The sequence below is a fragment of the Pseudonocardia sp. ICBG1142 genome (assembly GCF_020496255.1).
Taxonomy (GTDB): Bacteria; Actinomycetota; Actinomycetes; order Mycobacteriales; family Pseudonocardiaceae; genus Pseudonocardia.
The window spans coordinates 2,131,524-2,155,435 of sequence record NZ_JAHLJC010000030.1 but is presented as its reverse complement, the minus strand read 5'-3'; the positions used below and the strand labels follow the sequence as shown (position 1 = coordinate 2,155,435).

Here is a 23,912-nt window from a genome sequence, read left to right as displayed (position 1 = left end):
TATAAACATAAAACGGTGTGCATAGGCTCTCATTTCGCACCCATGTGAAAAGTCGCTTACTGTTACCGATTGTTACTGTGCGTAGCATACTGGTGGAGTGTTGAGTAACCGGCAGCTCCTCCGTCTCTAAAACGGATAGTCCAGGTTCGAATCCTGGCACTCCAGCCCACGATGAGGCTTATTCAGGGCCGCCTGGCGGGCTACCTCGCTGCGGTCCCGACCTGGAGAAACACCGCACTTCATGATCACCCTGAATAAGCCTCGATGAGGAGCTGATTGCTCGTGATCCGCTACGAGCGCTTCGTGCCCGATGGCGTCGACGGTCTCGACACTGCGCTTGAGGCGACCGAGGCCCACGTCCGCGAACACTTGCGCGACTGCGTCGGCGACGATGACGCGCACGTCCACATTCATCACGACGAGCACGACGACGGCGTCATGGTCATCGGCGCCGTCGACGCTTCGCCGCGTGGGTACGACGCATGAGCGTCGACTTCGCCAACCGCGTCATAGCGGCCCTCCGTGCGCGAGCCGTCACGGTGCACGTGTAGCCGGGCTACGAGCGCCGTGGCAACGGCCAGACGAGCGACTACCAGGGACTCATCTGGCACCACACGGCGACGCCAGCATCCGTGACACCGCCTCAGGTGCTCTGGAACGGCCGACCGGGACTCCCGGGGCCCTTGTGCAACACGTCCGGCAACGCTGACGGCTCCGTCACCGTGATCGCGGCGCATCCGGCGAACCACGCAGGTGCCTCCGGCGGTAGAGCCATGGGCCCGCTGCCGGTGACGCGCGCGTTCAACAAGTTCGTGTGGGGCCACGAAATCGTGTACCCCGGCAACACGCCGATGTCCGACGCGCAATATAGGTCCGCGATTGAACTCGGCACCGTCATCTCGCAACTGCTTCACCGGCCGAACGCCGAGTGGTGCCGGGGCCACCTGGAATCCAGTATCACCGGCAAATGGGACCCCGGTTGCGGACCCGGTAGAAGCTACGACATGGCCCGCATGCGCGCCGATGTACTCGCACTGATGCGGGGCGCTGATGCCTCGGCAGCATCGACACCGACGTCAAAGAAGGTCAAACCCGTGATGATCGAACGAGAACTGACACACGGCAAGAATTATCTGCGGGTGCCTGCGATGGTCGGCTCCACATCAGCGCTGTTCAAGCGAGCATTCGTCTCGATCACCGGTGAACTCGGTGGAACCATGCAGGTCGCGTTCCAAAAGAACGCACCCAACGACGGACCGCCGCCGGGCACAGGCCCTATCTGGGGTCCCACCGTGTTCCGTAATGCAAGCCGCGTGTGGCGTGAAATCCCCGACGGCACCGAGTTTCTTGACATCGACATCGATCTCAAGGGCCGCAACGGCTCAGTCGCGATCGAGTTCGAACCACGCTGACGAGAGGTCTTTACCATCATGGCTCCCGTGCCCAAGCGCACCGAACAGAAGCACGGCCATCACACCGCCGAAGACAAGCTCGTGCAGAAGGCTCCCGCCGGTGCTGAGCCCGTGTGGCACAAGCCGGACCCCGCGTGGCACCCGCGTGCGCGCGAACTGTATCGAGCCGCACGTGAATCCGGTCAGGCCCGATTCTACGAGCAGTCCGACATCGCGATCCTCTGCTACGTGTGCGACGCGTTGACGCGGTCTCTGCGAGATAACCGGTTCTCCGGTCAGTTGTTCCACTCGGTCATGTCCGCGATGAACGATCTCGCGATGTCCGAAGGCGCGCGCCGTCGCGTGAAGCTGGAACTCCAACGCGACGACGCTGACGACACGAGCGAAGTGGACGCAGCTATTGCTGAGTTGTCACATCAGCATGCGCAGGTCTCCGGCGGCTGAGATCACTGTGGGATCTGAATCTCAAGGATGACTCGGTCCTTCAGGGCTACTCGTCGGCCGCGACCTGTTGCGAGTACCTTCACAGACGCGGAGTCCTTGACGATTTGTCGCCGCTGATCGAGCGGGAGTTCGGACCACTCCGTGAAGAGTTCATCGAGTGTCGCGTTCCGTTCGGGAGTCTCATGGATCATGGTCGCGGGTTCCTGTTCCAGGCGGCGGTCGAGCATCGCCAGTTCTACTGTGAGTTCATCGGCCGTGATGACGCTAGTCCTCCAAAGACTCTTAAGCTCTTCACGCTTGTTCTGGATTTCTGCGCGGCGCTCGGTGAGCGACTCCGCGTTGAACACAGCCCGAGGTTGCGGAAAACCCACGCCTGCTTCGTGGTACGCCCGAACAAGCTTGCCGGAGACGAACTCGTCGAGAGCTTCTGCTCGCGTGCTTGAATGGGGGCCCGGGGCCCTGTGACCGTCTGCCGGGTATTCGTGGGTGTATCGGCTGCACTCATACCGAGGGCAAGTTGTTTTGGACCTGTTGCAGCCGGAACCTTTGACTCTGAGTCGACCCCCACACGCGCAGTGCGCAATATTACTTAGAAGCCATCGGGGCGGTGCGCCCACGTTGGTTTTTCGGCTGGGCTCGTTAAGGATCGCGTGCATGGAGCTCCAGTCCTCGTAAGTGATGATTGGCTCCCATTGAGGCTTGACTGCGCTAATTGAGCCGTCGCGGGTCATGAGCCCTGCATTGCGGGGGTTCAGCAGCACCCCCCTAAGGGTGCCCGGCGTCCAGCTCCTGGGCGCGGCTCCAGCGGTTCTGAGACCGGCCTTGTTCCACTCGATCGCTATCGATCTCAGTGAGCTACCCGCGAGGACCTGTCGAGTCGCGCTCCGGATTGCGTCGGCTTCGACGGCGTCGTGGTGGATGTTCCCAGCTTGGAATCCGAAGCTGCGTGGGCCGCCGTGGGGTAGCCCTGCGTCTGCGCGGGCTGCGAGGCCCCGTTTGGTGCGTTCTCTAAGTTTTTCAATCTCGCGGGCGTTCATGGCTACGACCATGCGGGTCATGAGCCGGTCGTCGGGTGTCGCGATCTTGTATTTGCCGGACTGCAACGTATCGATGTGGACGTTGCGACCGTCGCAGGCGTCGATGAAGGTTTCACCGTCGTGTGGGTCGCGCATGATCCGGTCAGAGTCGTACGCGATGACGTGGGTGATGGCGCCGGAGGTGATGCCTGCGCACAGTTCGTCGAACTTGGCTCGGTGGACGCGCCCGGTCTTCTTGTCCTTCTTGGTGGCGCTCTTGACTTCGGCGAGCACCAGCACCTCGTCAGAGATGCCGAGCGCCTCGGCTCTCTCAAAGCACAGGGCCAGCTGTTGGTCTATAGAACCTTTGACGCCATCTTCTCTGACCTGCTGTTTTGCGCTGGACGCCCGGCAGTAGATCGCTGTGACCATAGAACCATCATAACCGGCGATCACCCTGGTGTTCGCCCCGCTGTTCTTCACCGACGCCGACCCGGCCACCGGGGTGCTGGCCTCCTTCGCGACCTACGCCGCCGGGTTCGGGGCGCGGCCGATCGGCGCCGTCGTCGCCGGGCACCTGGGCGACCGGATCGGCCGCCGCGCCGTCCTGGTCGGGTCGCTGGTGCTGATGGGCGTCGCGACGACCCTGATCGGGCTGCTGCCGACCTACCCGACCGTCGGACTGCTGGCCCCCGTGCTGCTGGTGGTGCTGCGGCTGGCCCAGGGGCTCGCCGTCGGCGCGGAGTGGGCCGGTGCGGTGCTGATGGCCGTCGAGCACGCCGAGACCGAGCGTCGGCGCGGTCTGTTCGGCAGCTTCCCGCAGATCGGCTCCTCGGCCGGGATGCTGCTGGCCTCGGGCGTCTACACTGCGGTGCTGGCGATCGCGGGCAGGGAGGCGTTCCTCGCCGGCGCCTGGCGGATCCCGTTCCTGCTCAGCGCGGTGCTCGTCGTCGTGGGGCTGGCCATCCGGCTCACCCTCGCCGACCCCGCGGTGTTCACCGCCGCCCGCGACGCCGGGACGCTGGCCCGCCGTCCGGTGCTGGAGGTGCTGCGCACCGACTGGCGCACCGTGCTGCTGACCGTCGGCAGCCGGATCGCGCAGAACGCGCTCTACATCCTCGCGACCACCTTCGCCCTCACCTACCTCGCCCGGGGCGACTCCGGCGCGGCCGAGAGCGCCGGCCTGACCGCGGTGATCATCGCGTCGGCGATCGGGCTGTTCTCCACGCCGCTGTGGGCGGTCCTGTCCGACCGGGTCGGCCGCAAGCCGGTCTACCTGTTCGGCGCGATCGGCGCGCCGCTGTTCCTCGGGGCGTTCTTCCTGCTCCTCGACACCGGGTCCACCGTGCTGGTCGTCGTCGCGATGGTCGTGCTGGTCAACCTGTTCCACGACGCCATGTACGGCCCGCAGGCCGCCTGGTACGGCGAGCTGTTCGACACCCGGCTGCGCTACAGCGGGGCCTCGCTGGGCTACCAGGTCGGCTCCGTCCTCGCCGGGGCGACGCCACTGATCGCCACCGCCCTGCTCTACGCCGGCGGCGGGACCCCGTGGCTGATCTGGGCCTACCTCGGGGTGCTGTTCGCGATCTGCATCGTCTCCACCGTCCTGCTGCCCGAGACCCACCGCGGCGGGCTCCGCACCGCCCGCGAGAAGGTGGTGGCATGACCGGCCGCATCCTGCTCAACGCCTTCGACATGGCCTGCGTGGGCCACCAGTCCGCGGGGCTGTGGCGTCACCCGTCCGACGAGGGGCACCGCTACACCGACCTCGACCACTGGACCTCGCTCGCCCGGATGCTGGAGGACGGCGGCTTCGACGCGCTGTTCCTCGCCGACGTCCTCGGCGTCTACGACGTCTACGGCGGCTCCCGCGACGCGGCCGTCCGCGCCGCCGCGCAGGTCCCGCTCGCCGACCCGCTGCTGCTGGTCCCCGCGATGGCCGGGGTGACCTCACGGCTCGGGTTCGGGGTGACCGTCTCGGTCGCCTACGAGCACCCCTACGCGCTGGCCCGGCGGTTCACCACCCTCGACCACCTCACCCGCGGCCGGGTCGCGTGGAACGTCGTCACGTCCTACCTGGACTCCGCGGCGCGCAACCTCGGCCGGTCCGGGCAGATCCCGCACGACGAGCGCTACGAGCTCGCCGAGGAGTTCCTGGAGGTCTGCTACAAGCTCTGGGAGGGCTCCTGGGACACCGACGCCGTGGTCCGCGACCGCGACCGCGGCGTGTTCACCGAGCCGGACCGGGTGCACGACATCGCCCACCACGGCCGCTGGTTCGACGTGCCCGGCCCGTTCCTGTCCGAGCCGTCCCCGCAGCGCACCCCGGTGATCTTCCAGGCGGGCGCGTCGCCGCGCGGCGCCCGGTTCGCCGGCACCCACGCCGAGGCCGTGTTCGTGTCCGGCCCGTCGCCCGCGGTGGTCCGCCGCTCGGTCGACGCGGTGCGCGCCGAGGCCGCCAGCGCCGGGCGGGACCCCCGCTCGGTGAAGGTGTTCGCGATGCTCACCGCGATCGCCGGGGAGACCGACGACGCCGCCCACGCGACCCTGGCCGAGTACCTGGAGCTGGCCGACCCGTCGGCGGCGCTGGCGCTGTTCGGCGGCTGGTCCGGCGTCGACCTGGCCGGGGCGTCGCCGGAGCAGAAGCTCGAGTACGTGCAGACCGACGCGACCCGCTCGGCGCTGGCGTCGTTCACCGGGCCGGACCGCGACTGGACGGTCGGCGAGCTCGCGGAGTTCATCACCGTCGGCGGGCGCGGGCCGGTCGTCGTCGGGTCCGGGGCGACGGTCGCCGACGAGCTGGAGCGCTGGGCCGACGCGGCCGACCTCGACGGCTTCAACCTGGCCTACGCCGTCACCCCGGGGACGATGGCCGACGTCGTGACCCACGTCGTGCCCGAGCTGCGACGCCGCGGCCGGATGCCCGCCCCCGCCGACGCGGGCGGCCCCACCCTGCGCGAGCGGTACGGCACCGGCGACGGCGCCCGGCTCGCGAAGGACCACCCCGGGGCGGCGCACCGGACCCGCTGACCCCGCGCCGGACCCCCGGCCCCGCGCCGGCTCGCGTGATCGCCAGGAGTGGAGCGGCCGGACGGGTGCACTGCCTCCGGCGCTCCACTCCCGGCGATCATCGGCGGAGCCCCGGGCGCACGGCCCGGGGCCCGGGGTCACCCCGCCGGGCACCACCGGGCCCCGACCGGGTGGCCCTGCGCCACCGTCGCGTGACGCCCCGCGCCGTCGCCGCACCGGCGTGGTCACCTCGGCCCCGGCCGGGTGGCGATCGGGGGAGTGCGGGCATGGCGGGATGGACGGGCAGCCGGGGCGCGGCGGTGGCGACGGCGGTCGTGGTCGGGCTGCTGGTACCGGTCACCCAGCAGGCGTCCGCGGGCCCCGCCCGGGTCGCGCCGCCCGTCGCGGCCGTCGTGCCCGCGGCGCCCGGGCCCACCGTGGGGACCGCGTCCACCGGGTCGACCGCGTCCACCGGGGCCACTGCGGAGGCCGCGTCCACCGCGGAGACCGTGGCCACCGGGGCGCTCGGGTCCACGGTGACGGCCGGGTCCACCGGGTCCACCGGGTCCACCGGGTCCACCGGGTCCACCGGGGCCGATGCGCCCGTCGCCCCGGCCCCGCAGGCCCCCGCCATCACCCACCGCGAGGAGCGGGTCGACACCCCGGCCGGGCCGGTGACCGTCGACGTCGTCGTCGCCGACCTGAACCGGGCCGAGCTGCGCGCCACCCTGCTCACCGGTGCGACGGTCGGCGAGCGGTCCTCGGTTCCCGCGCACGCGCAGCGTGGCGGGGCGGCCGCCGCGATCAACGGTGACTTCTTCGACCTGGGGCGCAGCAACGCCCCCGCCGGGCCCTCGGTCCGCGACGGCCGCGCGCTGACCTCCGCCGTCCCACCGGGGCGGCGGCTCGCCCCGGGCGTCCCCGGCGCCGAGCAGGGCGACGTGCTCGCCGTCGACGACGACGGCACCCCGCGCCTGGACCGGCTCACCCTCGACGCCTCCGCGACCGGCCCGCAGGGCCGCCTCCGGATCGACACCCTCAACGCCTACGCCGTGCCCGTCGGCGGGATCGGGCTGTTCACCTCCGACTGGGCGGGTGATCGGGCCGCCACGCTGTGCGGCAGCGACACCGACCGGAACGCGCCGTGCGCACCGGACCGGGTCGAGGTCGTCGTCCGCGACGGCGCGGTCACCGCGGTCCGCCCGCCCGGCGGGGGAGCGATCCCGGCGGGGGACCAGGTCCTCGCCGGCCGCGACCAGGGTGCCGCCGCGCTGCGACGGCTCGCCGTCGGCGACCGGGTCACCGTCCGGTACGCGCTCACCGCCGCGTCGGGGACGCCGCCGCGGACCGCGGTCGGGGCGTCGCCGATCCTGCGCGACGGTGCGCCCGTCGCCGGGTTGGACGCCCGCTCCCGCGACCCGCGCAGCGCCGCGGGCCTCACCGCGCAGGGACGGCTGATCCTGCTCACCGCCGACGGCCGCGAGTCGACCTCGGTCGGCATCACCCTGGCCGAGACCGCCGAGCAGCTGCGCCGGGCGGGCGCCGTCGACGGCGTCAACCTCGACGGGGGCGGTTCCTCGACGATGGTGTTCCGCGGCCAGGTCGTGAACAGCCCGTCCGAGGACGCCTACCGGCTGGTGCCCAACGCGCTCGGCGTCGTGGAGAACTGAGCGTCGGGGTCGCGGGCCACGGTCACCCCGAGCATCGCGAACAGCTGCTCCACCAGCCAGTCCCGCAGCTCGGCGCGGGCCGGCACCCGGCCCGCCTCCAGCCACACCAGCACCGAGCCCTCGACCAGCGCGACCCAGCCGCGCAGCGTCATCAGCTGCAGCGGCGTCGGGTCGGGCACACCGCCGCGCACGCACAGCAGGTCCACGATGTGGTCGCGCACGCCGTCGACCATCGCGTCGGTCTCCCCGGTGGAGACGACCGAGCCGCTGCGCAGCAGCGCGACGTAGGCCCGCGAGTGCCGGCCGACGACGTCGAGGAACACGTCCAGCGCGTCGGCGAGCTGGGAGTCCAGCGGACCGTCGGTGGGCAGCGCGACCCGGTCGATGAGCTCCTCGGCGACACTGCCCAGCGCCGCGACGTGCAGCTCCTCCATCCCGGAGAAGTACCGGTAGAACAGCGCCCGGGACACGTCCGCGGCCCGGGTGACGTCCTCGACGGCCACCTCCTCCGGCGAGCGGGCGCCGTAGAGGTCGAGCGCGGCCGACACCAGCTGCGCGCGGCGGGCCTCGGGCGTCATGCGCCGGGGTGGACGTGCGGGTGAGGTCATCACCGACGAGGGTACGGACCCCATACCTCAGCGCCCGAGGTCGACGACGATCGTCCCGTCCGTGGCCCGCCCGACGCACAGCGCGGTCAGGCCCGGCCCGGCCGGGTCGCCCACGGTCGTGCCCTCCACCAGCCGGACGTGGCAGGTCCCGCAGAATCCCTGCCGGCAGGAGTAGGGCACGTCCGGGCGCAGCGCGCGGACGGCGTCCAGCGCGGTCCGGTCGGCCGGGACCGCGACGTCCGGGCCGCCGACGATCCGGACGGTGAACGGGCGGCCGCCGCGGATCGGGGGCGGGGAGAACCGCTCGGAGTGGAACCGCTGCCCGGCGGGCAGCGCCCGGCGCAGCGCCTCGATCATCGGCGGCGGGCCGCAGCAGTAGACGGCGGCGTCGGGGTCGGTCCCGGCCAGCAGCTCGGCCGCCGTCGGGACACCCGCGACGTCGTCGGGGCGGCGGACCACACGATCCGGGGCGAGCGCGGCGAGGGCGTCGGACAGCGGCATCGACGCCCGGTCCCGGCCGGTGTGCACCAGCCGCCACCCCACCCCCGCGGCGTGCGCGGCCCGGACCATCGGCGCGATCGGGGTGATCCCGATGCCACCGGCGACGAACAGGTACGACGGCGCCGCGGCCAGGGGGAACGCGTTGCGCGGGCCGTGCAGCCGCAGCCGCACCCCGGGGCGCAGGTCGTGCACCTCGTGCGAGCCGGAGCCCCCGGGCACCCGCCGCACCGCGATCCGGTACACCGACCGGTCGCCCGGGTCGCCGCACAGCGAGTACTCCCGCAGCAACCCCGAGGGCAGCTCGACGTCGACGTGGGCGCCGGGCCGCCAGCCCGGCAGCGGCGCGGTGCCGGCCGGGACGAGGTCGACCTCGGCGACGTCGGGGCAGGGGCGGCGCACGGCGTGCACCTCGACGACCACGGTGCGGTCCACCGGGGTGACCGGGCGACGGCGCCGGCCACCGGCCGTCGCCAGGGTCTGGGTCACCGCGGTGAGCACCGACAACGCGGTCGCCCCGCGGTTCGGGTGCGGCGGCGGCGCGGCCGAGCCCGCGCCGGACAGCAGCGCGGTCCTCATGCCGCGGACCCCCCGGCCGGGTCGGCGTGCCCCGCCTCGGCGGCACGGGCGGCGGGGGAGACCGCGAGGTAGGCCACCGCCGCGTCGGTGTCGCCGTGTGCGGCGGGGTGGAACCGCGGGCTCAGATAGGTCAGCACGGCGCGGGCGAACAGCCACGGGCCGGGCACCAGCCCACGCCGGGAGTCCCGCAGGTAGTCGCGCAGCCGGGCCCGGCGCTGCGGTGTCCCGCGCAGGTGCGGGTCGCGGGCGCACAGGTGCCGGGTGCCGTCGGCCCACAGCTTCGCCAGCGCCGGGCCGGCCACCGCCATCGCCCGGATCCGGCGCAGCCACCGCCCGTCGAGGTGGGTGTAGAGGTCGTGCGCGACGCTGCGGTGCTCGACCTCCTCGGCGCCGTGCCAGCGCAGCATGTCCAGCATGTGCGGGTCGGCCCCGGCCGCGTCGAGAGCGTCGGCGTCGAGGATCCACGAGCCGAGGACGGCGGTGAAGTGCTCGATCGCCGCGATCAGCCCGACCCGCTCCACCAGCCACTCCCGGGCCGCGTCGCCGCTGAGGCCGCGGTCGCCGAGCAGCTCCGTGAAGATCCACTCGACCTGCTCGACGAAGCGGGTCACGTCCACGCCCGCCTCGACGAGGTGGTCCAGCGCCCCCTGGTGCGAGGTCGCGTGCACGGCCTCCTGGCCGATGAACCCGCGCACGTCCTCGGCCAGCGCCTCGTCACGGACCATCGGCAGCGCGCGGGAGAAGACCTCCACGAACCAGCGCTCCCCCTCGGGCAGCAGCAGGTGCAGCACGTCGATCAGGTGCGAGGCGAACGGCTCGCCGGGGATCCAGTCGGTCCGCAGGGTGCTGAAGTCGAACCGGACGTCGCGGGCCTGCAGCGCGATCCGGTCCTCGGTCGGGTCGGTCATGGCGATGCTCCTGGGAGGCTCAGCGGGTCCCGTCGACCCGGGCGAGTGCGCGGACGAGTGCGGGGGACAGCCGGGAGGCGAGCAGCCCGACGTGCGCCTCGGCGGTGACCGGGGCGATCGGCAGGTCCCGCTCGACGGCGCGGACCAGCCGGGCGGCGACGCGCTGCGGGGTGTACCCGCGTCGGGCGTAGGCCGCCGCGACGTCGCGACGGCGGACGGCCTGCGTGGCGTCGTCGGTGCCGGCGAAGCGGGTGGCACCGGTGATCGGGGTGTCGACGAACCCGGGGCACAGCGCGGTGACCCCGACCCCGGCGCCCGCCAGCTCGGCGCGCAGGCACTGCGACAGCATGAGCACCGCCGCCTTGGTCGTGGCGTAGGCCGGCAGCGAGCGCGACGGCAGGTAGGCCGCCGCCGACGCGGTGTTGACGATCGTGCCGCCCTCGCCGTGCGCGGCGAGCAGCGCGCCGAAGTGCCGGCAGCCGTGCACGACGCCCCACAGGTTCACGTCGACGATCCGCTGCCACTCCTGCGTCGTCGTGTCGGCGAACGACCCGGCGACGGCGATCCCGGCGTTGTTCACGACGAGGTCGGGCACCCCGTGCTCGGCGGCGACCCGCTCGGCGAGCGCGGCGACGGCGGCCTCGTCGGCGACGTCGACGACCGCGGCCACCGCACGCCCTGGCCCGTGCCGCCGGGTCACCAGGTCGACGGTCTCCGCGGCGCCGGCCTCCGAGACGTCGGCGACGACGACCCGTCCCCCCAGGTCGGCGAGCCGGCGGGCGATCTCGCGGCCGATCCCGCTGCCGGCCCCGGTGACGACGGCGAGCGAGCCATCCCAGCGCGACGCCCGGCCCGGCCGCCCCCCGCTGCGGACCAGGGCGGCGCCCCGGGCCGCCGCCCGCTCCAGCGCGGGCGCGGTGGTGCCGCCGGAGCGCTCGGCGACGAGCTCGCGGACGCAGCGCGCGACGACACCCGCCCGCTTGCGGACGATCCAGTGCCCGCCGGGCAGGTACCGGACCCGCAGGTCGGGGGCGTACGCGGCGGCGCTCGTCGCCATCGCGGGGGTGACGTAGGCGTCGCCGAGCGGGGCCAGGATCTGCACCGGGACGTCGGTGCGGCGCGGCCGGGGGCGTCCGAGCCGCCGGGGCAGGTTCCGCCGGTAGAGCTCCAGGCCGTTGACCGCGTCGCGCACCGAGGGCCGCGGGATCCGCTCGGTCCGCGCCACCATCGCGCCGAGCAGCCCGCTGCGGACCATCAGCTCGGGCAGCACCGGCATCCGGAACGCCAGGGTGTACCAGGAGTGCAGCGCCTGGATGAGGACCGGCCGCAGGTCGCGCAGGCCGCGGCGGCGCAGGAACAGCCCCACGTGGTCCAGGCACGGGCCGGAGACCGAGGTGAACGACGCGACCCGGCCGTCCATCGCCGAGGGGGCGCCGTCCTCGCGCGTCACGGCGTGCCAGGTCTGGATCGCGCCCCAGTCGTGCGCGAGCAGGTGCACCGGGGAGTCGGGGGAGAGGGCGTCGGCGACCGTGCGCAGGTCCGCGGCGAGCAGCTCCAGGTCGTAGCCGGCCGGGGCTCCGGGGGCGGCGGAGCCACCGTGGCCGCGCACGTCGTAGGTGACGACGTGGTGGTCCGCGGCGAGGTCCGCGGCCACGCGGTCCCACACGTGCCGGTCGTCGGGATAACCGTGCACGGCGACGACCGTCGGGTGCGACGGGTCGCCCCGTTCCTCCACGACCAGGTCCAGGTCGTCCCGGCTGCGCACCGTCCGGACGCGGCCGGCGGGCTCCACCTCGTTGTGAGACACACCGTCATCGTAGAAAACGTGTCAACAAGACGCCACCCCTGGTCGCCGCCGCGCTGCCGGACGTCGTCGGGGCCGCGGGGAGGTAGGTTCTCCACGGCCGTCCCCGCACCACGATCCGAGGTCCCAGCGTGTCCACCGCTCCGCCCACGTGGTTCACCGACGCACTCGCCGATCCGGGCGAGCCCGGGCGCACCGAGAGCGACGGCGTCGAGATCCGTTTCCGCAGCTGGGGCACCCCGGGCGGGCCCGGCGTGCTGCTCGTGCACGGCGGCGCGGCACACCTGCACTGGTGGGACCACATCGCTCCGCTGCTGACCGAGGGCACCCGCCGGGTGGTGGCGGTCGACCTGTCCGGGCACGGTGACTCCGGGCGCGCACCGTCCTACGACCTGGACCGCTGGGCCGCCGAGCTGCGTGCCGTGATCGACGCCGCCGGCCTCGGCCCGCGTCCGACGCTGATCGGGCACAGCATGGGCGGGTACGTCACGCTCACCGCGGCACTGCGCTACGGCGAGGAGCTGGCCGGGTCCGTCGCCGTCGACTCCCCGATCCGGGACCGGTCGCCGGAGGAGCTGGCGGCACGGGAACAGCGGGCGTTCGGTCCGGTGAAGGTGCACCCCGACCGCGACGCGCTGGTCGCGCGGTTCCGCACCATCCCCGGCCAGCCCGGTGACCTGCCCTACGTGCACCGGCACATCGCCGAACGCAGCGTGCGCGCCGTCGACGGCGGCTGGAGCTGGAAGTTCGACCCGCGCATCTTCGGCGGGATCGCGCTGACCCCCGGCGACCTGGGCCGGCCGGGCTGCCGGATCGCGCTGTTCCGCGCCGAGCACGGCCTGGTCCCGGCCGACATGGGGGAGATGGCCGTCGACCGGATGGGCCGGGCCGCGCTGGTCGTCGAGATCCCCGGTGCCGGGCACCACGTGATGATCGACCAGCCGCTGGCGCTGGTGACCGCGCTGCGGACCCTGCTCGCGGACTGGGAGCACTCGGTTCCGGTGGTGGCGCCCGCGATCTAGGGTGGGCCCATGACAGAGCAGTCAGAACTGACTCCTTCCGGGACGGCCGCGTCCGACGAGGACGTGCTGGTCGAGCGGCGGGACGGCGTCCTGCTGATCACGATCAACCGCCCGCACGCCAAGAACGCCCTCAACGAGAGCGTCGCGCGGACCGTCGCCGCGGCCGTCGACGAGCTCGACGCCGACCCCGACCTGCGGGTCGGCGTGCTGACCGGGGCGGGCGGGGTCTTCTCGGCCGGGATGGACCTCAAGGCGTTCCTGCGCGGCGAGCGGCCGTCGGTGCCCGGGCGCGGCCTCTGCGGGATCACCCAGGCCCCGCCGGTCACCCCGATGATCGCCGCCGTCGAGGGCTGGGCCCTGGCCGGCGGGTTCGAGATCATGCTGGCCTGCGACCTCGTCGTCGCCGGGCGGGGCGCCCGTTTCGGGGTGCCGGAGGTCAAGCGGTCCCTGGTCGCCGCCGCGGGCGGGGCGCTGGAGCTGGCGAACCGGGTGCCCCGGGCACTGGCGCTGGAGATGCTGCTGACCGGGGACCCGATCGACGCCGCGCGGGCCGAGGCCGCCGGCCTGGTCAACTCCGTTGTCGACGACGGCACCGCGCTCGAGGCGGCGCTGGCGCTGGCCGCGCGGATCGCGGTGAACGGGCCGCTCGGCGTCGCCGCGTCGAAGCGGATCGTGCGGGAGAGCCCGGACTGGGGCGCCGACCGCTGGGAGCGCCACGACGCGATCGTCCGCCCCGTGCTGACCTCGGAGGACGCCCGCGAGGGCGCCACGGCGTTCGCCGAGAAGCGCGACCCGGTCTGGCGCGGTCGCTAGGGGGTCACGCCACTCCATCGGGTGCCGCACCGATCGTTTCAAATCTTCGTTAAGAAGGTGTCCCTGAGCGTTCACCGTCGAACGGAGACACGATGTCCCTCCCCCTCGCGCGCCCGCTGCGAGCTGCCGTTCTGGCGGTGGCGACCGCGATGATCGCCACCACAGTGGGCGTCGTCCCCGCCCTCGCGGCCCCGGCCACGGACTGCCGCGAGGTCCGGGTGCCGGTCCGGGTCGTGGGCGGAGCGGGGGACATCGCCGGCACCCTGTGCGCCCCGGCCGGTGCCTCGGTGCTGCAGGTCCTGGTGCACGGCTACACCTACGGGCGGTACTACTGGGACCTGCCGTACCAGCCGGAGACGTACTCCTACGTCGACCGCTCCACCGCCGCGGGCATCGCCACCCTGAACATCGACCGGATCGGCACCGGTGACTCGTTCCACCCGCTCGGCGCCACGCTGACCTACGACAACCACGCCGACGCGGTGCACCAGGTCGTCCGGGCCGCCCGGGCGGGCGAGCTCGGGCGGGCGTTCGAGCACATCGTGCTCGTCGGGCACAGCTACGGCTCGGTGACCGCCTACCTCGAGGCCGGGCGGTACCAGGACGTCGACGCGCTGATCGTCACCGGTGCCGGGCACCAGCTCAACGCGGTCACCCTCGCGAAGGACGTCGCCGCCAACAGCATCCCGGTCGCCCTCGACCCGAAGTACCACGACGCGGGGCTCGACCCGACCTACATGACCACCCGGCCCGGTACCCGCTCGGTCTTCTACCGGGTGGAGAACGCCGACCCCGCGGTGATCGAGCTCGACGAGGAGCTGAAGGGAACCGGCAACGACATCGAGCTGGCCACCGCGGCGACGTACCTGGCCAGGCCGGAGTCGAGGTCGATCGACGTGCCGGTGCTGACCGTCAACGGCGACCAGGACAGCATCTTCTGCTCCGTCGGTGCCTCGGACTGTTCCTCGGCCGAGGCCCTGGCGGCCCAGGAGGCGCGCTACCTCGGCCCCCGTGCGGTGTCGGAGGCGGTCGTCCTGCCCGGTGGCGGGCACGACGTGAGTCTGGAACGCACGACGCCGCAGGCGCACGATGCGATGATCGACTTCATCGAGCGCCACGTCGGGGGCTGACGACGGCCGCCCGGCCGAGACGGCGGGCGGTCAGGCGACGAACGCCTCCCAGATCAGGAAGGCGTTCAGCCCCACCACGACCGCGGCGACGACGACCGCCGCGGCCGTGGTGACGCGGTGGTTGACCATGTCGCCCATCACCTCGCGGCGCGCGGTCAGCCACACCAGCGGGACCAGCGCGAACGGGATCCCGAACGACAGCACGACCTGGGAGAGCACCAGCGCCTGCGTCGGGTCGATCCCGATGCCCAGCACGACCAGAGCGGGGGCGAGGGTCAGCAGCCTGCGCAGCAGCAGCGGGATCCGGCGGCGCAGGAACCCGGCCATGATGACCTGCCCGGCGTAGGTCCCGACGCCCGAGGACGCGAACCCCGAGGCGAGCAGTGCGATCGCGAACCCGTACGCGGCGACGGCGTCGAGCTCGCTGCCCAGCCCGGCGAAGATGCCCTCCAGGGTGTCGGTGCCGGGCACGTCGGTGCCGGCGAACAGGGCGGCCGCGACGACCAGCATCGACAGGTTGACCAGCCCGGCCACGCCCATCCCGAGCGCGATGTCGGTGCGCCCGACCCGCAGCAGGAACCGGGTGTCCTCCGGGCCACGGGCGACCAGGCGGCCCTGGGTCAGCGCCGAGTGCGGGTAGATCACGTGCGGCATCACGGTCGCGCCGAGGATGCCGGTGGCCAGTACCAGCGACCCGACGCCGTCGAAGCCCGGGACCAGGCCCGCCGCGAGCGCGGGACCGTCCACGTCGGTGCGCGCCACGGTGGAGACCAGCCCGACCAGGATGATCGCGAGCAGGAAGACGATCGCCCGTTCGAACGGCCGGTGCCCGCGCGACTGCAGTCCCAGCAGCACGAACGCGATCACGCCGGTGATCACCCCGCCGGTGAACAGCGGGATGCCGAACAGCAGGTGCAGTGCGACGGCGCCGCCGATCACCTCGGCCAGGTCGGTCGCGATCGCGACGAGCTCGGCCTGGGCCCACATGAACCGGTTCCGCCACGGGGTGAGGTGCTCGCGGCACAGCTCGGGGAGGTTCTTGCCGGTCGCGAGCCCGAGCTTGGCCGAGAGCGACTGGATGAGCATCGCCATCAGGTTGGCGACGACGATCACCCAGACCAGCAGGTAGCCGTAGCCGGCGCCGGCGGAGAAGTTCGTCGCGAAGTTGCCCGGGTCGACGTAGGCGACGGCGGCGACGAACGCGGGCCCGAGGACGGCGAGCCTGCCGCGCCACCCGCGTCGGCGCAGCTGCTCCACGCTGACCGGTGCGGCCGTGTCCGTGCTCGTCATGTGCGCCCCCGTGCAGTGATGAGGTCTGGCGAAGACGCAGTGTAGGCACGACTAACTCTGCAGGTACAGAGGTGCAACGATGCAGACCGTGCGGGTCACAGGTAGCGGTGCATCACGTGCAGGCCGGTGGTCGTGCCGTCGGGCAGGGCGAACGCGTCGGGCACCGTGCCGACCGTGGCGAAGCCGAGCGAGTGCCACAGCGCGACCGCGCGGGTGTTGGTCGCAACGACGGCGTTGAACTGCATCGCGGCGTACCCGTCCGCGCGGGCGAGGGCCAGCACGTGCTCGCCGAGCGCGCGCCCGGTGCCGCGCCCGGCCTCGCCGGCGTCGACGGCGAAGCTCGCGGTCGCGACGTGCGAGCCCGGCCCCGGCTGGTTGGGCCCGGTCTTGGCGGTGCCCACGACCCTCCCGTCCCGGACCGCCACGACGACCCGTGCCGGCGGCGGGAGCATCCACATGCGGGTGATCCAGGCGTCGTCGGCGTCGGGCGGGACGGTGTAGGTCCGGCCGTCGGCGAAGATCGGGCGGAGCACGTCGAGGACGGCGGGGAGGTCGTCGGCGGTTGCGGCGCGGATGTGCACGCGCTCAGGGTAGGTAGAGGTCGCGCGGGCCGGCGTCGAGCGCCTCGACGTCGCCGCCGGTGTGCTCGGCGAGCCAGTCGGCGAAGGCACCGGTGTCGGTCTCGGCGACGGCCACGGTCAGCGTGACGTCCGCGCCGTGCGTGACGTCGCACAGCCGGTACGGGGAGTGGTGCAGGTCGTGCTCCAGGCGCCCGGCACGGTCGTGGCCGACGGCGAGCAGCAGCTCGCGGTGCCGGACCCGGCGCAGCTCGCCCACCGCGTCCAGGGTGGCGGTCAGCGCGCCGGAGTAGGCGCGGACCAGCCCGCCCGCGCCGAGCTTCGTCCCGCCGAACCAGCGCGAGACGACGGCGACGACGTCGGTCAGCCCCCGGCGGGTGAGCACCTCCAGCATCGGCACGCCCGCGGTGCCCGACGGCTCCCCGTCGTCGCTGCTGCGGGCGGTGAGGTCCCCGGTGGCGGGGTCGCCGATGCGCAGCGCGGTGCAGTGGTGGGTGGCGTCCGGCCCGGCCCGGCGGACGCGGTCGATCACGGCCTGGGCCGCTGCGACGTCGGTGACGCGGGCGACGGTGCAGCGGAAGCGCGACCGCGCGATCTCGATCTCGTGCGCGCCGTCGCGGGCGATCACCCGCACGCCGCGACCGGCCTCACATCGTGACCGCGCTCGCGATCGGCGGCGCGTCGGGATCGATTCAGTGCATCCTGGAAGGGTCCGGTGACGAGGCCGCCCGCCTCACCCGGCGGGCTCCCTCGTCCACAGCTGGCGGTTCTGCCGCCGACACCGAAGGGAATCCCATCCATGATCGACACACTCCGCGTCCTGCGTTCCGGCCTGACCCGCGTGGTGCGCCGGATCGACGACTACACCCTCGCGGCGTTCAACCCGGTCTACCCGAACCCCGCCGGCCGCGAGCGCTGAGGGCACTCCCGGCCGGCGTGGTCCGGGTCAGTCCTGCTCGTCGGCCGCCGGCGGGGCCAGCTTCAGCGGCCGCAGGTACACCCACAGCAGGAACAACGCCCCGATCACCAGCATGCCGATGCCGGTGTCCAGGTTGAGGTTCGTACCGCCGGTCTTGGCGAGGTTCTCCGGGTCGTTCCCGGACACGGTGCCCATGATCGTCAGCACGATGCCGTAGACCCCGAACAGCAGGGCGATCACCGTCCGCAGGTCGAACAGGTTGGCCGCGGTCGTCGAGACCGGGGCGTCGGTCCCGGCGCGGTCGCCGGGGGTGTGGTCTGCACTCTTCGAGCTCATCGCAGGTCTCCGCTCAGTCGAACGCGATGTAGAGGACGACGGTCATCGCGAGCACCAGCGCGCCGAGCACACCCGGGCTGCGGTACCAGCCCGCGTCGTCGCCGTCGGTGGAATGGGTGCGGGCCTCCTTGGGCGTGAGGCTCCAGGTCAGGCCGACCAGCTCGGCGTCCGGCTTCGGGGTGGTCACCAGCGAGACCCCCGCGGCCACGCCGACACCGACGACGAACGCCGCGATGGCGCCGACGAAGCTGCCCGCCTGGCTGGACATCGTCCAGACCTCGGTGCGCACCAGGATGTCGACGAGCACCGCCGCAGCGGTACCGGAGAGCAGGCCGATCCAGGCCGACGGCCCGGTCATCCGCTTCCAGAACAGACCCAGGATGAAGATCGCGAACAGCGGTGCGTTGAAGAAGCTGAACAGCGACTGGATGTAGTCCATCAGGTTCGCCGAGCCCGAGGCGATGAACGCGGTGCCGATCGCGAGCACGCAGCCGACGATCGTGACCAGCCGGCCGACGCCGAGGTAGTAGCGGTCGGCGCGGCCCGGGCGCACCCAGTCCTGCCAGATGTCGTAGGTGAACACCGTGTTGAACGAGCTGATGTTCGCCGCCATGCCCGCCATGAACGCGGCCAGCAGGCCGGCGATCGCGACGCCGAGGATCCCGTTGGGCAGGACCTCCTTCATCAGCAGCGACAGCGCGTTGTTGTAGGTGATGCCCTCGACGGCGTCGCCGCCGCCGGACTTCACCGCGGCGATCTGCGGGACCAGGATCCCGGCGATCATGCCCGGGGTCACGATGACCAGCACGACCAGCGCCTTCGGGAACGCACCGATGATCGGGGTGCGCCGGGCGGCCGACATCGACTTGGCCGACAGGGCGCGCTGGACCTCGGCGAAGTTCGTCGTCCAGTAGCCGAAGGACAGGACGAACCCGAGGCCGAACACGATGCCCAGCACGGACAGGAACGGGTTGGCGATCTCGGTGAGCGGGGTGCCGGGCCAGGCGTTGAGGTCCGCACCGCCGCTCGGGCCCTCGGTGACCGCGCGGGTCAGGCCGTCCCAGCCGCCGACCCGGTTGAGCCCGGCGACGGTCAGCGGGATCAGCAGCGCAAGGATCACGAAGAACTGCAGGACCTCGGTGTAGATCGCGGCGGACAGCCCGCCGAGGGAGATGTAGCCCAGGACGACGACGGCCGCGACCGGGATCGCCAGGTACAGCGACCAGCCGAGCAGCGCCTCCAGGACCAGGCCCAGGGAGAACAGGTTGACCCCGGCGATCAGGATCGAGGCGACCGCGAAGATCACCGCCTGCACCCGCTGGGTGGTCTTGTTGAACCGCTTGAGCAGGAACTCCGGCACGCTGCGGGCCTTGGAGCCGTAGTAGAACGGCATCATCACGATGCCCAGGAACACCATCGCCGGGATCGCGCCCAGCCAGTAGTAGTGCACCGTCGGGATGCCGAACTGGGCCCCGTTGGCGACCATGCCGATCAGCTCGATCGCGCCGAGGTTCGCCGAGATGAACGCCAGGCCGGTGATCCAGGCCGGCATCGACCGGCCGGACAACAGGAAGTCGAGGCTGGAGGAGACCGAGCGGCGTGCCGCGAAGCCGATGCCGAGCACCAGCACGAAGTAGAAGGCCACCAGCAGGTAGTCGACCAGGTTGGGGTTGAGGCGCAGGACCTCCTGGGCGGTCATGCCGTGCCCTCCCGGGACGTCCCCGGGGCCCGCCGGGCCGTCTCGTGATGCTCCATCTCGGATAGCTCCTCGCCGTCGAGTGCGTGTGCTGCCGGTCCGCCGGCCGGTGGTGCACCACGGCGCGTTGCGCGGACCAACGCACAAGCTAGACCGGACTCGATCAGAAGTGAACACTTTCGCTCGATTTCGAGACCGGTCGGTGACCTGGATGCCCCTCGGGTGGCCGATCGATACGCTCGGTCGACCCTTGCCGCACGTTCGGTTGTGTTGCATTCTGTGCGGGTGAAGCCCCGACGGTGTCCGGCCCGGACACGATGAGCCTGCTCGCCGAGCAGCGGCGCGAGGTGATCGTGGAGCAGGTCCGCACCCGCGGCGCGGTGCGGGTGTCCGAGCTCGCCGACCACCTCGGTGTGTCGGAGATGACCGTGCGCCGCGATCTCGACGTGCTGGCCCGGCGCCGCCTGGTGGACAAGGTGCACGGCGGCGCGACGGCCGTCGGCGAGCACACCACGTCCGAGCCCGGGTTCGCCGCCAAGTCGGTGTGCGAGCTGGAGGAGAAGGACGCCATCGCCGCCGCGGCCGCCGAGCTGGTGACCCCCGGTGCCGCGATCGGGCTGTCCGCGGGTACGACGACCTGGCGGCTCGCCCGGCTGCTCGCAGCCGTGCCGCGGCTGACGGTCGTGACCAACTCCGTCGCCGTCGCGGACGCGCTGCACACCGGCGGCGCCGACTCCCGCGGGACCACGGTGATCCTGACCGGAGGTGTGCGGACGCCGTCGGAGGTGCTGGTCGGCCCGGTCGCGATCGCCGCGCTGCGCTCGCTGAACCTGGAGACGGTGTTCCTCGGGGTGCACGGGATGAGCGCCGCGGCGGGCTTCTCCACCCCGAACCTCACCGAGCGCGACACCAACCGCGCCCTGATCGAGTCCGGCAGCAGGCTGGTGGTCGTCGCCGACCACACCAAGTGGGGCACCGTCGGGATCTCGACGATCGCCGAGCTGTCCGAGGCCGACGTGCTCGTGACCGACAGCGGTCTGGCCGACGCCGACCGTGCGGTCCTCGAGGGCGAGGTCGACCACGTGATCATTGCCCGGACCGGAAGGTGACGTACGTGCAGAAGGTGCAGAAGCTGGCCACCCGGATGGCCGACGGCCGGGAGATCCTCTGGTTCGACGGCCCCGACCACGCTCCCCGGGACCCGGCCGACCTGGTCGACGCCCGCGACCTCCCGCGGGTGGTGCCCGCCTCGCAGCTGCGCTACGACGCGCTGGCCGGGGAGTGGGTGACGATCGCCGCGCACCGGCAGGACCGCACCTACAAGCCGCCGGCCGACCAGTGCCCGCTGTGCCCCAGCCGCGACGGTCGCCACACCGAGGTGCCGAGCCCGGAGTACGGCGTCGTCGCGTTCGAGAACCGCTTCCCGTCGTTCGGGTCCGCACCCGGCGCCCCGCTGCCCGAACCGGGCCCGGTGCCGCAGGCGGCGTCGGGGCGGTGCGAGGTCGTCTGCTTCACCGACGACCACGACACCCCGTTCTCCCGGCTCACCCCCGACCGGGCGCGCCTGGTCCTGGAGGCGTGGGCCGACCGGACCGCCGAGCTGGGTGCCCGGCCGGGGGTCCGCTACGTCTTCCCGTTCGAGAACCGGGGCGCCGAGATCGGCGTGACGCTGTCCCACCCGCACGGACAGATCTACGCCTACCCCTACGTCCCGCCGTTCCCGCAGCGGATGCTGGCCCACGTCGCCGTGCACCGCGAGGCCACGGGGGAGAACCTGTTCGACACGCAGCTGGCCGCCGAGCGGGCGGGGGAGCGCGTCGTCGTGGCCGGGGAGCACTGGACGGCGTTCGTGCCGCAGGCGGCGCGCTGGCCGGTCGAGGTGCACCTGTACCCGCACCGGCCCACCCCGGACCTGCCCGCCTTCGACGAGGCCCAGCGCGCCGAGTTCGCGACCCTCTACCTGGACGTGCTGCGCCGCCTCGACGCCCTCTACGACGACGAGCTGCCCTACGTCGCGGGCTGGAACCAGGCACCGGTGCTGGAGTCCGACGGTCGCTCCGACGCCCGGCTGCACCTGCGGCTGCACTCGATCCGCCGGGCCCCCGGGAAGATCAAGTACCTGGCCGGGTCCGAGTCCGGCGCTGGCGCGTTCATCTCCGACGTGCTGCCCGAGGCCGTCGCGGAACGGCTCCGCTCGCTGTAATCGCTGCCCTCCCACGGGGAGCCACCCGCCGGTGCTGCCCGCGGTCCGCCATGATCCGCAGCTCGCTCGGTGATCCGTTGTTCGCGTGCGTTCAGACGCGCGCGCCGGGCGGATCACCGCGCGTCTGACGGATCACCGCGCGGGCTGCGGGTCTGCGTGCGGGCTGCGGGGCGCCGGGCGGGCCCTGGGCTGCGAGGCGAACGGGTCCGGACGTGCGTCGAGGCCGCACCCCTCCCCAGGGGGGCGGCCTCGAAGGCAGGGTGCGGCGGGGGTCAGACCCGGACGGCGTTGTGGAACGGCATCGAGTCGATGTCGGAGTACTTGACCGGCTCGCCGCTGGTGGAGGCGTGGAGGACCTTGCCGTTGCCGGCGTAGATGCCGACGTGGCTCACCGGCGAGTAGAAGAACACCAGGTCGCCGGGCTTGAGCTGGCTCTTGGAGACCGGGGTGCCGTCCATCTGCGACTGCGCGCTGGAGGTGCGCGGCAGGTCGATGCCGATCTGCTCGAACGCCCACACCATCAGGCCGGAGCAGTCGAACGCGCTCGGGCCGGTGGCGCCCCACTTGTAGGGCTTGCCGAGCTGCTGCTTGGCCTGCGCGAGCGCCTGGGCGCCCTCGGCGGAGCCGCCGGTCAGGCCGCCGACGATGTCGCCGATCACGCCGCCACCGTCGCCGTCGTCGTCCCCGCCGTGCCGGGCCGACGCCGCGGCGGCCTTCGCCCGGGCCTCGGCCGCCTTCGCCGCGGCCTCCTTCTGGGCGACGGCGGCGATGCGGGCCGCGTCGGCCTTCTCGAAGGCCTGTGGGACCGAGGCGGTGACGTGCTCGAACCCGCTGGTCAAGGTGGACGCGGCGTCGCTGGTGCCGGTGCCGCCGTGCTCGGAGCCCGCGGCCGGGATCGACAGCTTCATCGTGGCCTCGTTGGCCGCGCCGGTGAGGTCCATGTCCGCGGAGGTCTCGGGGGACTGCTCCGGCGAGCTGAGGGTCGACACGACGCCCATGACCGCGGTGGCGCCGACGAGCGTCGCCGACATGGTCGCGACGACGGCGCGCGGGTTGCGCCCGAGCGGCCCGGTGTCCGAGGTGCCGCGGAGCAGGCCGACCGCGGTCCGCGAGGTGACGCCGGCGGGGGTGTCCGGCGCGTCGCGGGTGATGACGGTGTCGCTGCCGGACGCGGCGGGCAGACCGGTCGCGGGGGTGCCGATGCGCTCCAGGTCCGGGCCGGGGGCGTCGGCACGGCGGGCGCGACGGCCGCCGGTCGCGGGGGTGTCGAACCCGGCCTCGGAGTAGCGGGCGAGCAGCTCGGCGGCGGAGATGCCCGCGCCGGCGTCACGGTCCCGACGACGCCGGGGGACATCGCTCTCGGGTGTATGGAGTTCCGGGGTGAGTGCAGTGGTCATTCGGGGGTCCTCGCCGCCTCGAACCCGCCCCGGTCCTCGTGACCGGACACGGCTCCGCCCCGCTGCGTGCTGGGTGGGCGCCAGGGGGAGTGTCGGCCAGCGGGGAGCAGGCGACCGACCAGGCGCACCAGCCGACATCTCGTCGACCAGCCGAGAGGGACCGTAACCGATCCGTGACTCGGACACCGACGGGGCTCGCCGGGTGTGCGGCGAGCGGCCGGTCCGGCGCGATCCGCGCACCGGGGCCGCGCCCAACGGTGCAGACGGTGTGTTGTTCGGGTCGTACGGTCGTTCGGCTGCGCCGAACGGTGTGCGTGCGCGGATGTCGCAGTGCGCACGGTGACCGGGAGAGCCCCGGACGGACCACCCTGTCCCGAACCCGGCGGTGCCGCCGGTGGCGCCTCGTCGGCGTGACTGGGCCGGGAGGTCGTCCGGACCGCGGCGGACGGAGCAGCGCACGATGCGGGTCCCGTGCCTGGTGAGCGCGGGTGCCGGGTGCTCTGCGACGATCGGGGCGGGTGCCCGTCGCGACCGGCGGGGCGTGCGCCGGTCGGGTCGATGCCCGGGCCGGTGCCCGGAG

Annotated in this window: 21 protein-coding genes and 1 pseudogene; 11 read left to right on the top strand and 11 right to left on the bottom strand. The window is 72.8% G+C overall.

Going from position 1 to position 23,912, the window contains the following annotated elements; genetic code table 11:
- Positions 1-282: 282 nt before the first annotated feature.
- The 3 genes and pseudogenes from KPL59_RS24470 to KPL59_RS24460 all read left to right on the top strand — a co-directional run bounded on the left by KPL59_RS24470 (position 283) and on the right by KPL59_RS24460 (position 1,856).
- Entirely contained in the window at positions 283-486 is a 204-nt protein-coding gene (locus KPL59_RS24470; protein ID WP_226360658.1) for a hypothetical protein, read from the top strand.
- Positions 487-599: 113 nt separating this feature from the next.
- Positions 600-1,412, top strand: a pseudogene (locus KPL59_RS24465) (N-acetylmuramoyl-L-alanine amidase); the annotation flags it as partial.
- Positions 1,413-1,439: 27 nt separating this feature from the next.
- On the top strand, positions 1,440-1,856 hold the full coding sequence (locus KPL59_RS24460; RefSeq protein ID WP_226351346.1) for a hypothetical protein: 417 nt from the start codon (positions 1,440-1,442) through the stop codon (positions 1,854-1,856).
- A gap of 2 nt (positions 1,857-1,858) precedes the next feature.
- On the opposite strand, the gene KPL59_RS24455 is transcribed toward KPL59_RS24460, so the two are convergent.
- Complete coding sequence (locus tag KPL59_RS24455; RefSeq protein WP_226360728.1) at positions 1,859-3,304, bottom strand: recombinase family protein; 1,446 nt, start codon at positions 3,302-3,304, stop codon at positions 1,859-1,861.
- Between the two features lie 28 nt (positions 3,305-3,332).
- Here KPL59_RS24455 and KPL59_RS24450 point away from each other — a divergent pair, with 28 nt between their 5' ends.
- The 3 genes from KPL59_RS24450 to KPL59_RS24440 all read left to right on the top strand — a co-directional run bounded on the left by KPL59_RS24450 (position 3,333) and on the right by KPL59_RS24440 (position 7,551).
- On the top strand, positions 3,333-4,538 hold the full coding sequence (locus tag KPL59_RS24450) for an MFS transporter (RefSeq protein ID WP_226362077.1): 1,206 nt from the start codon (positions 3,333-3,335) through the stop codon (positions 4,536-4,538).
- Positions 4,535-5,902 (top strand): LLM class flavin-dependent oxidoreductase, encoded by a 1,368-nt coding sequence (locus KPL59_RS24445; RefSeq protein ID WP_226362076.1) that lies wholly within the window; start codon positions 4,535-4,537, stop codon positions 5,900-5,902. Before KPL59_RS24450 ends, KPL59_RS24445 begins: the two co-directional genes overlap by 4 nt.
- 266 nt (positions 5,903-6,168) lie before the next feature.
- Positions 6,169-7,551 (top strand): phosphodiester glycosidase family protein, encoded by a 1,383-nt coding sequence (locus KPL59_RS24440; RefSeq protein ID WP_305080564.1) that lies wholly within the window; start codon positions 6,169-6,171, stop codon positions 7,549-7,551.
- Here the strand turns inward: KPL59_RS24440 and KPL59_RS24435 are convergent.
- From KPL59_RS24435 to KPL59_RS24420, 4 genes are read right to left on the bottom strand one after another with little or no spacing between them, the layout of a single operon-like run.
- Positions 7,509-8,159: a TetR/AcrR family transcriptional regulator gene (locus KPL59_RS24435; protein WP_226352201.1), complete on the bottom strand. Its 651-nt coding sequence runs from the start codon at positions 8,157-8,159 to the stop codon at positions 7,509-7,511. The two genes, KPL59_RS24440 and KPL59_RS24435, sit on opposite strands and share 43 nt — an antisense overlap.
- A 27-nt stretch (positions 8,160-8,186) precedes the next feature.
- Positions 8,187-9,236, bottom strand: a complete 1,050-nt coding sequence (locus KPL59_RS24430) for a PDR/VanB family oxidoreductase (protein ID WP_226362074.1) — start codon at positions 9,234-9,236, stop codon at positions 8,187-8,189.
- Entirely contained in the window at positions 9,233-10,144 is a 912-nt protein-coding gene (locus KPL59_RS24425) for a metal-dependent hydrolase (RefSeq protein ID WP_226352198.1), read from the bottom strand. The genes KPL59_RS24430 and KPL59_RS24425 overlap by 4 nt, the downstream gene beginning before the upstream one ends.
- 19 nt (positions 10,145-10,163) lie before the next feature.
- Positions 10,164-11,951: an SDR family oxidoreductase gene (locus KPL59_RS24420; protein ID WP_226362073.1), complete on the bottom strand. Its 1,788-nt coding sequence runs from the start codon at positions 11,949-11,951 to the stop codon at positions 10,164-10,166.
- Between the two features lie 128 nt (positions 11,952-12,079).
- On the opposite strand from KPL59_RS24420, the gene KPL59_RS24415 reads away from it, so the two are divergent.
- The 3 genes from KPL59_RS24415 (at position 12,080) to KPL59_RS24405 (ending at position 14,913) form a co-directional block, all read left to right on the top strand.
- Complete coding sequence (locus KPL59_RS24415; protein ID WP_226362072.1) at positions 12,080-12,970, top strand: alpha/beta fold hydrolase; 891 nt, start codon at positions 12,080-12,082, stop codon at positions 12,968-12,970.
- Positions 12,971-12,979: 9 nt separating this feature from the next.
- Positions 12,980-13,783 carry a crotonase/enoyl-CoA hydratase family protein gene (locus KPL59_RS24410; protein WP_051050258.1) on the top strand — a complete coding sequence of 268 codons (804 nt, stop codon included), beginning with the start codon at positions 12,980-12,982 and terminating at the stop codon, positions 13,781-13,783.
- 92 nt (positions 13,784-13,875) lie between these two features.
- Positions 13,876-14,913: an alpha/beta hydrolase gene (locus tag KPL59_RS24405; protein ID WP_226352195.1), complete on the top strand. Its 1,038-nt coding sequence runs from the start codon at positions 13,876-13,878 to the stop codon at positions 14,911-14,913.
- Positions 14,914-14,943: 30 nt separating this feature from the next.
- Here KPL59_RS24405 and KPL59_RS24400 read toward each other — a convergent pair whose 3' ends face one another.
- The 5 genes from KPL59_RS24400 to KPL59_RS24380 form a co-directional block, all read right to left on the bottom strand.
- Complete coding sequence (locus tag KPL59_RS24400) at positions 14,944-16,203, bottom strand: Nramp family divalent metal transporter (protein ID WP_226362071.1); 1,260 nt, start codon at positions 16,201-16,203, stop codon at positions 14,944-14,946.
- 95 nt (positions 16,204-16,298) lie between these two features.
- Positions 16,299-16,784 carry a GNAT family N-acetyltransferase gene (locus KPL59_RS24395; protein ID WP_060711452.1) on the bottom strand — a complete coding sequence of 162 codons (486 nt, stop codon included), beginning with the start codon at positions 16,782-16,784 and terminating at the stop codon, positions 16,299-16,301.
- 4 nt (positions 16,785-16,788) lie between these two features.
- Entirely contained in the window at positions 16,789-17,415 is a 627-nt protein-coding gene (locus KPL59_RS24390) for a YigZ family protein (RefSeq protein ID WP_226362070.1), read from the bottom strand.
- Positions 17,416-17,727: 312 nt separating this feature from the next.
- Positions 17,728-18,036 carry a hypothetical protein gene (locus KPL59_RS24385; protein ID WP_020625351.1) on the bottom strand — a complete coding sequence of 103 codons (309 nt, stop codon included), beginning with the start codon at positions 18,034-18,036 and terminating at the stop codon, positions 17,728-17,730.
- A gap of 13 nt (positions 18,037-18,049) precedes the next feature.
- Positions 18,050-19,735 carry a sodium:solute symporter family protein gene (locus KPL59_RS24380; protein WP_226362069.1) on the bottom strand — a complete coding sequence of 562 codons (1,686 nt, stop codon included), beginning with the start codon at positions 19,733-19,735 and terminating at the stop codon, positions 18,050-18,052.
- Between the two features lie 314 nt (positions 19,736-20,049).
- Between KPL59_RS24380 and KPL59_RS24375 the strand changes: the two genes are divergently transcribed.
- A complete protein-coding gene (locus KPL59_RS24375; RefSeq protein WP_226362139.1) occupies positions 20,050-20,841 on the top strand; it encodes a DeoR/GlpR family DNA-binding transcription regulator in 792 nt (263 codons plus the stop codon).
- Between the two features lie 14 nt (positions 20,842-20,855).
- Positions 20,856-21,935, top strand: coding sequence for a galactose-1-phosphate uridylyltransferase (galT, locus tag KPL59_RS24370; RefSeq protein WP_226362138.1), 1,080 nt, complete (start codon positions 20,856-20,858; stop codon positions 21,933-21,935).
- Positions 21,936-22,207: 272 nt separating this feature from the next.
- On the opposite strand, the gene KPL59_RS24365 is transcribed toward galT, so the two are convergent.
- On the bottom strand, positions 22,208-23,332 hold the full coding sequence (locus tag KPL59_RS24365; protein ID WP_226362068.1) for a C40 family peptidase: 1,125 nt from the start codon (positions 23,330-23,332) through the stop codon (positions 22,208-22,210).
- Positions 23,333-23,912: the final 580 nt, after the last annotated feature.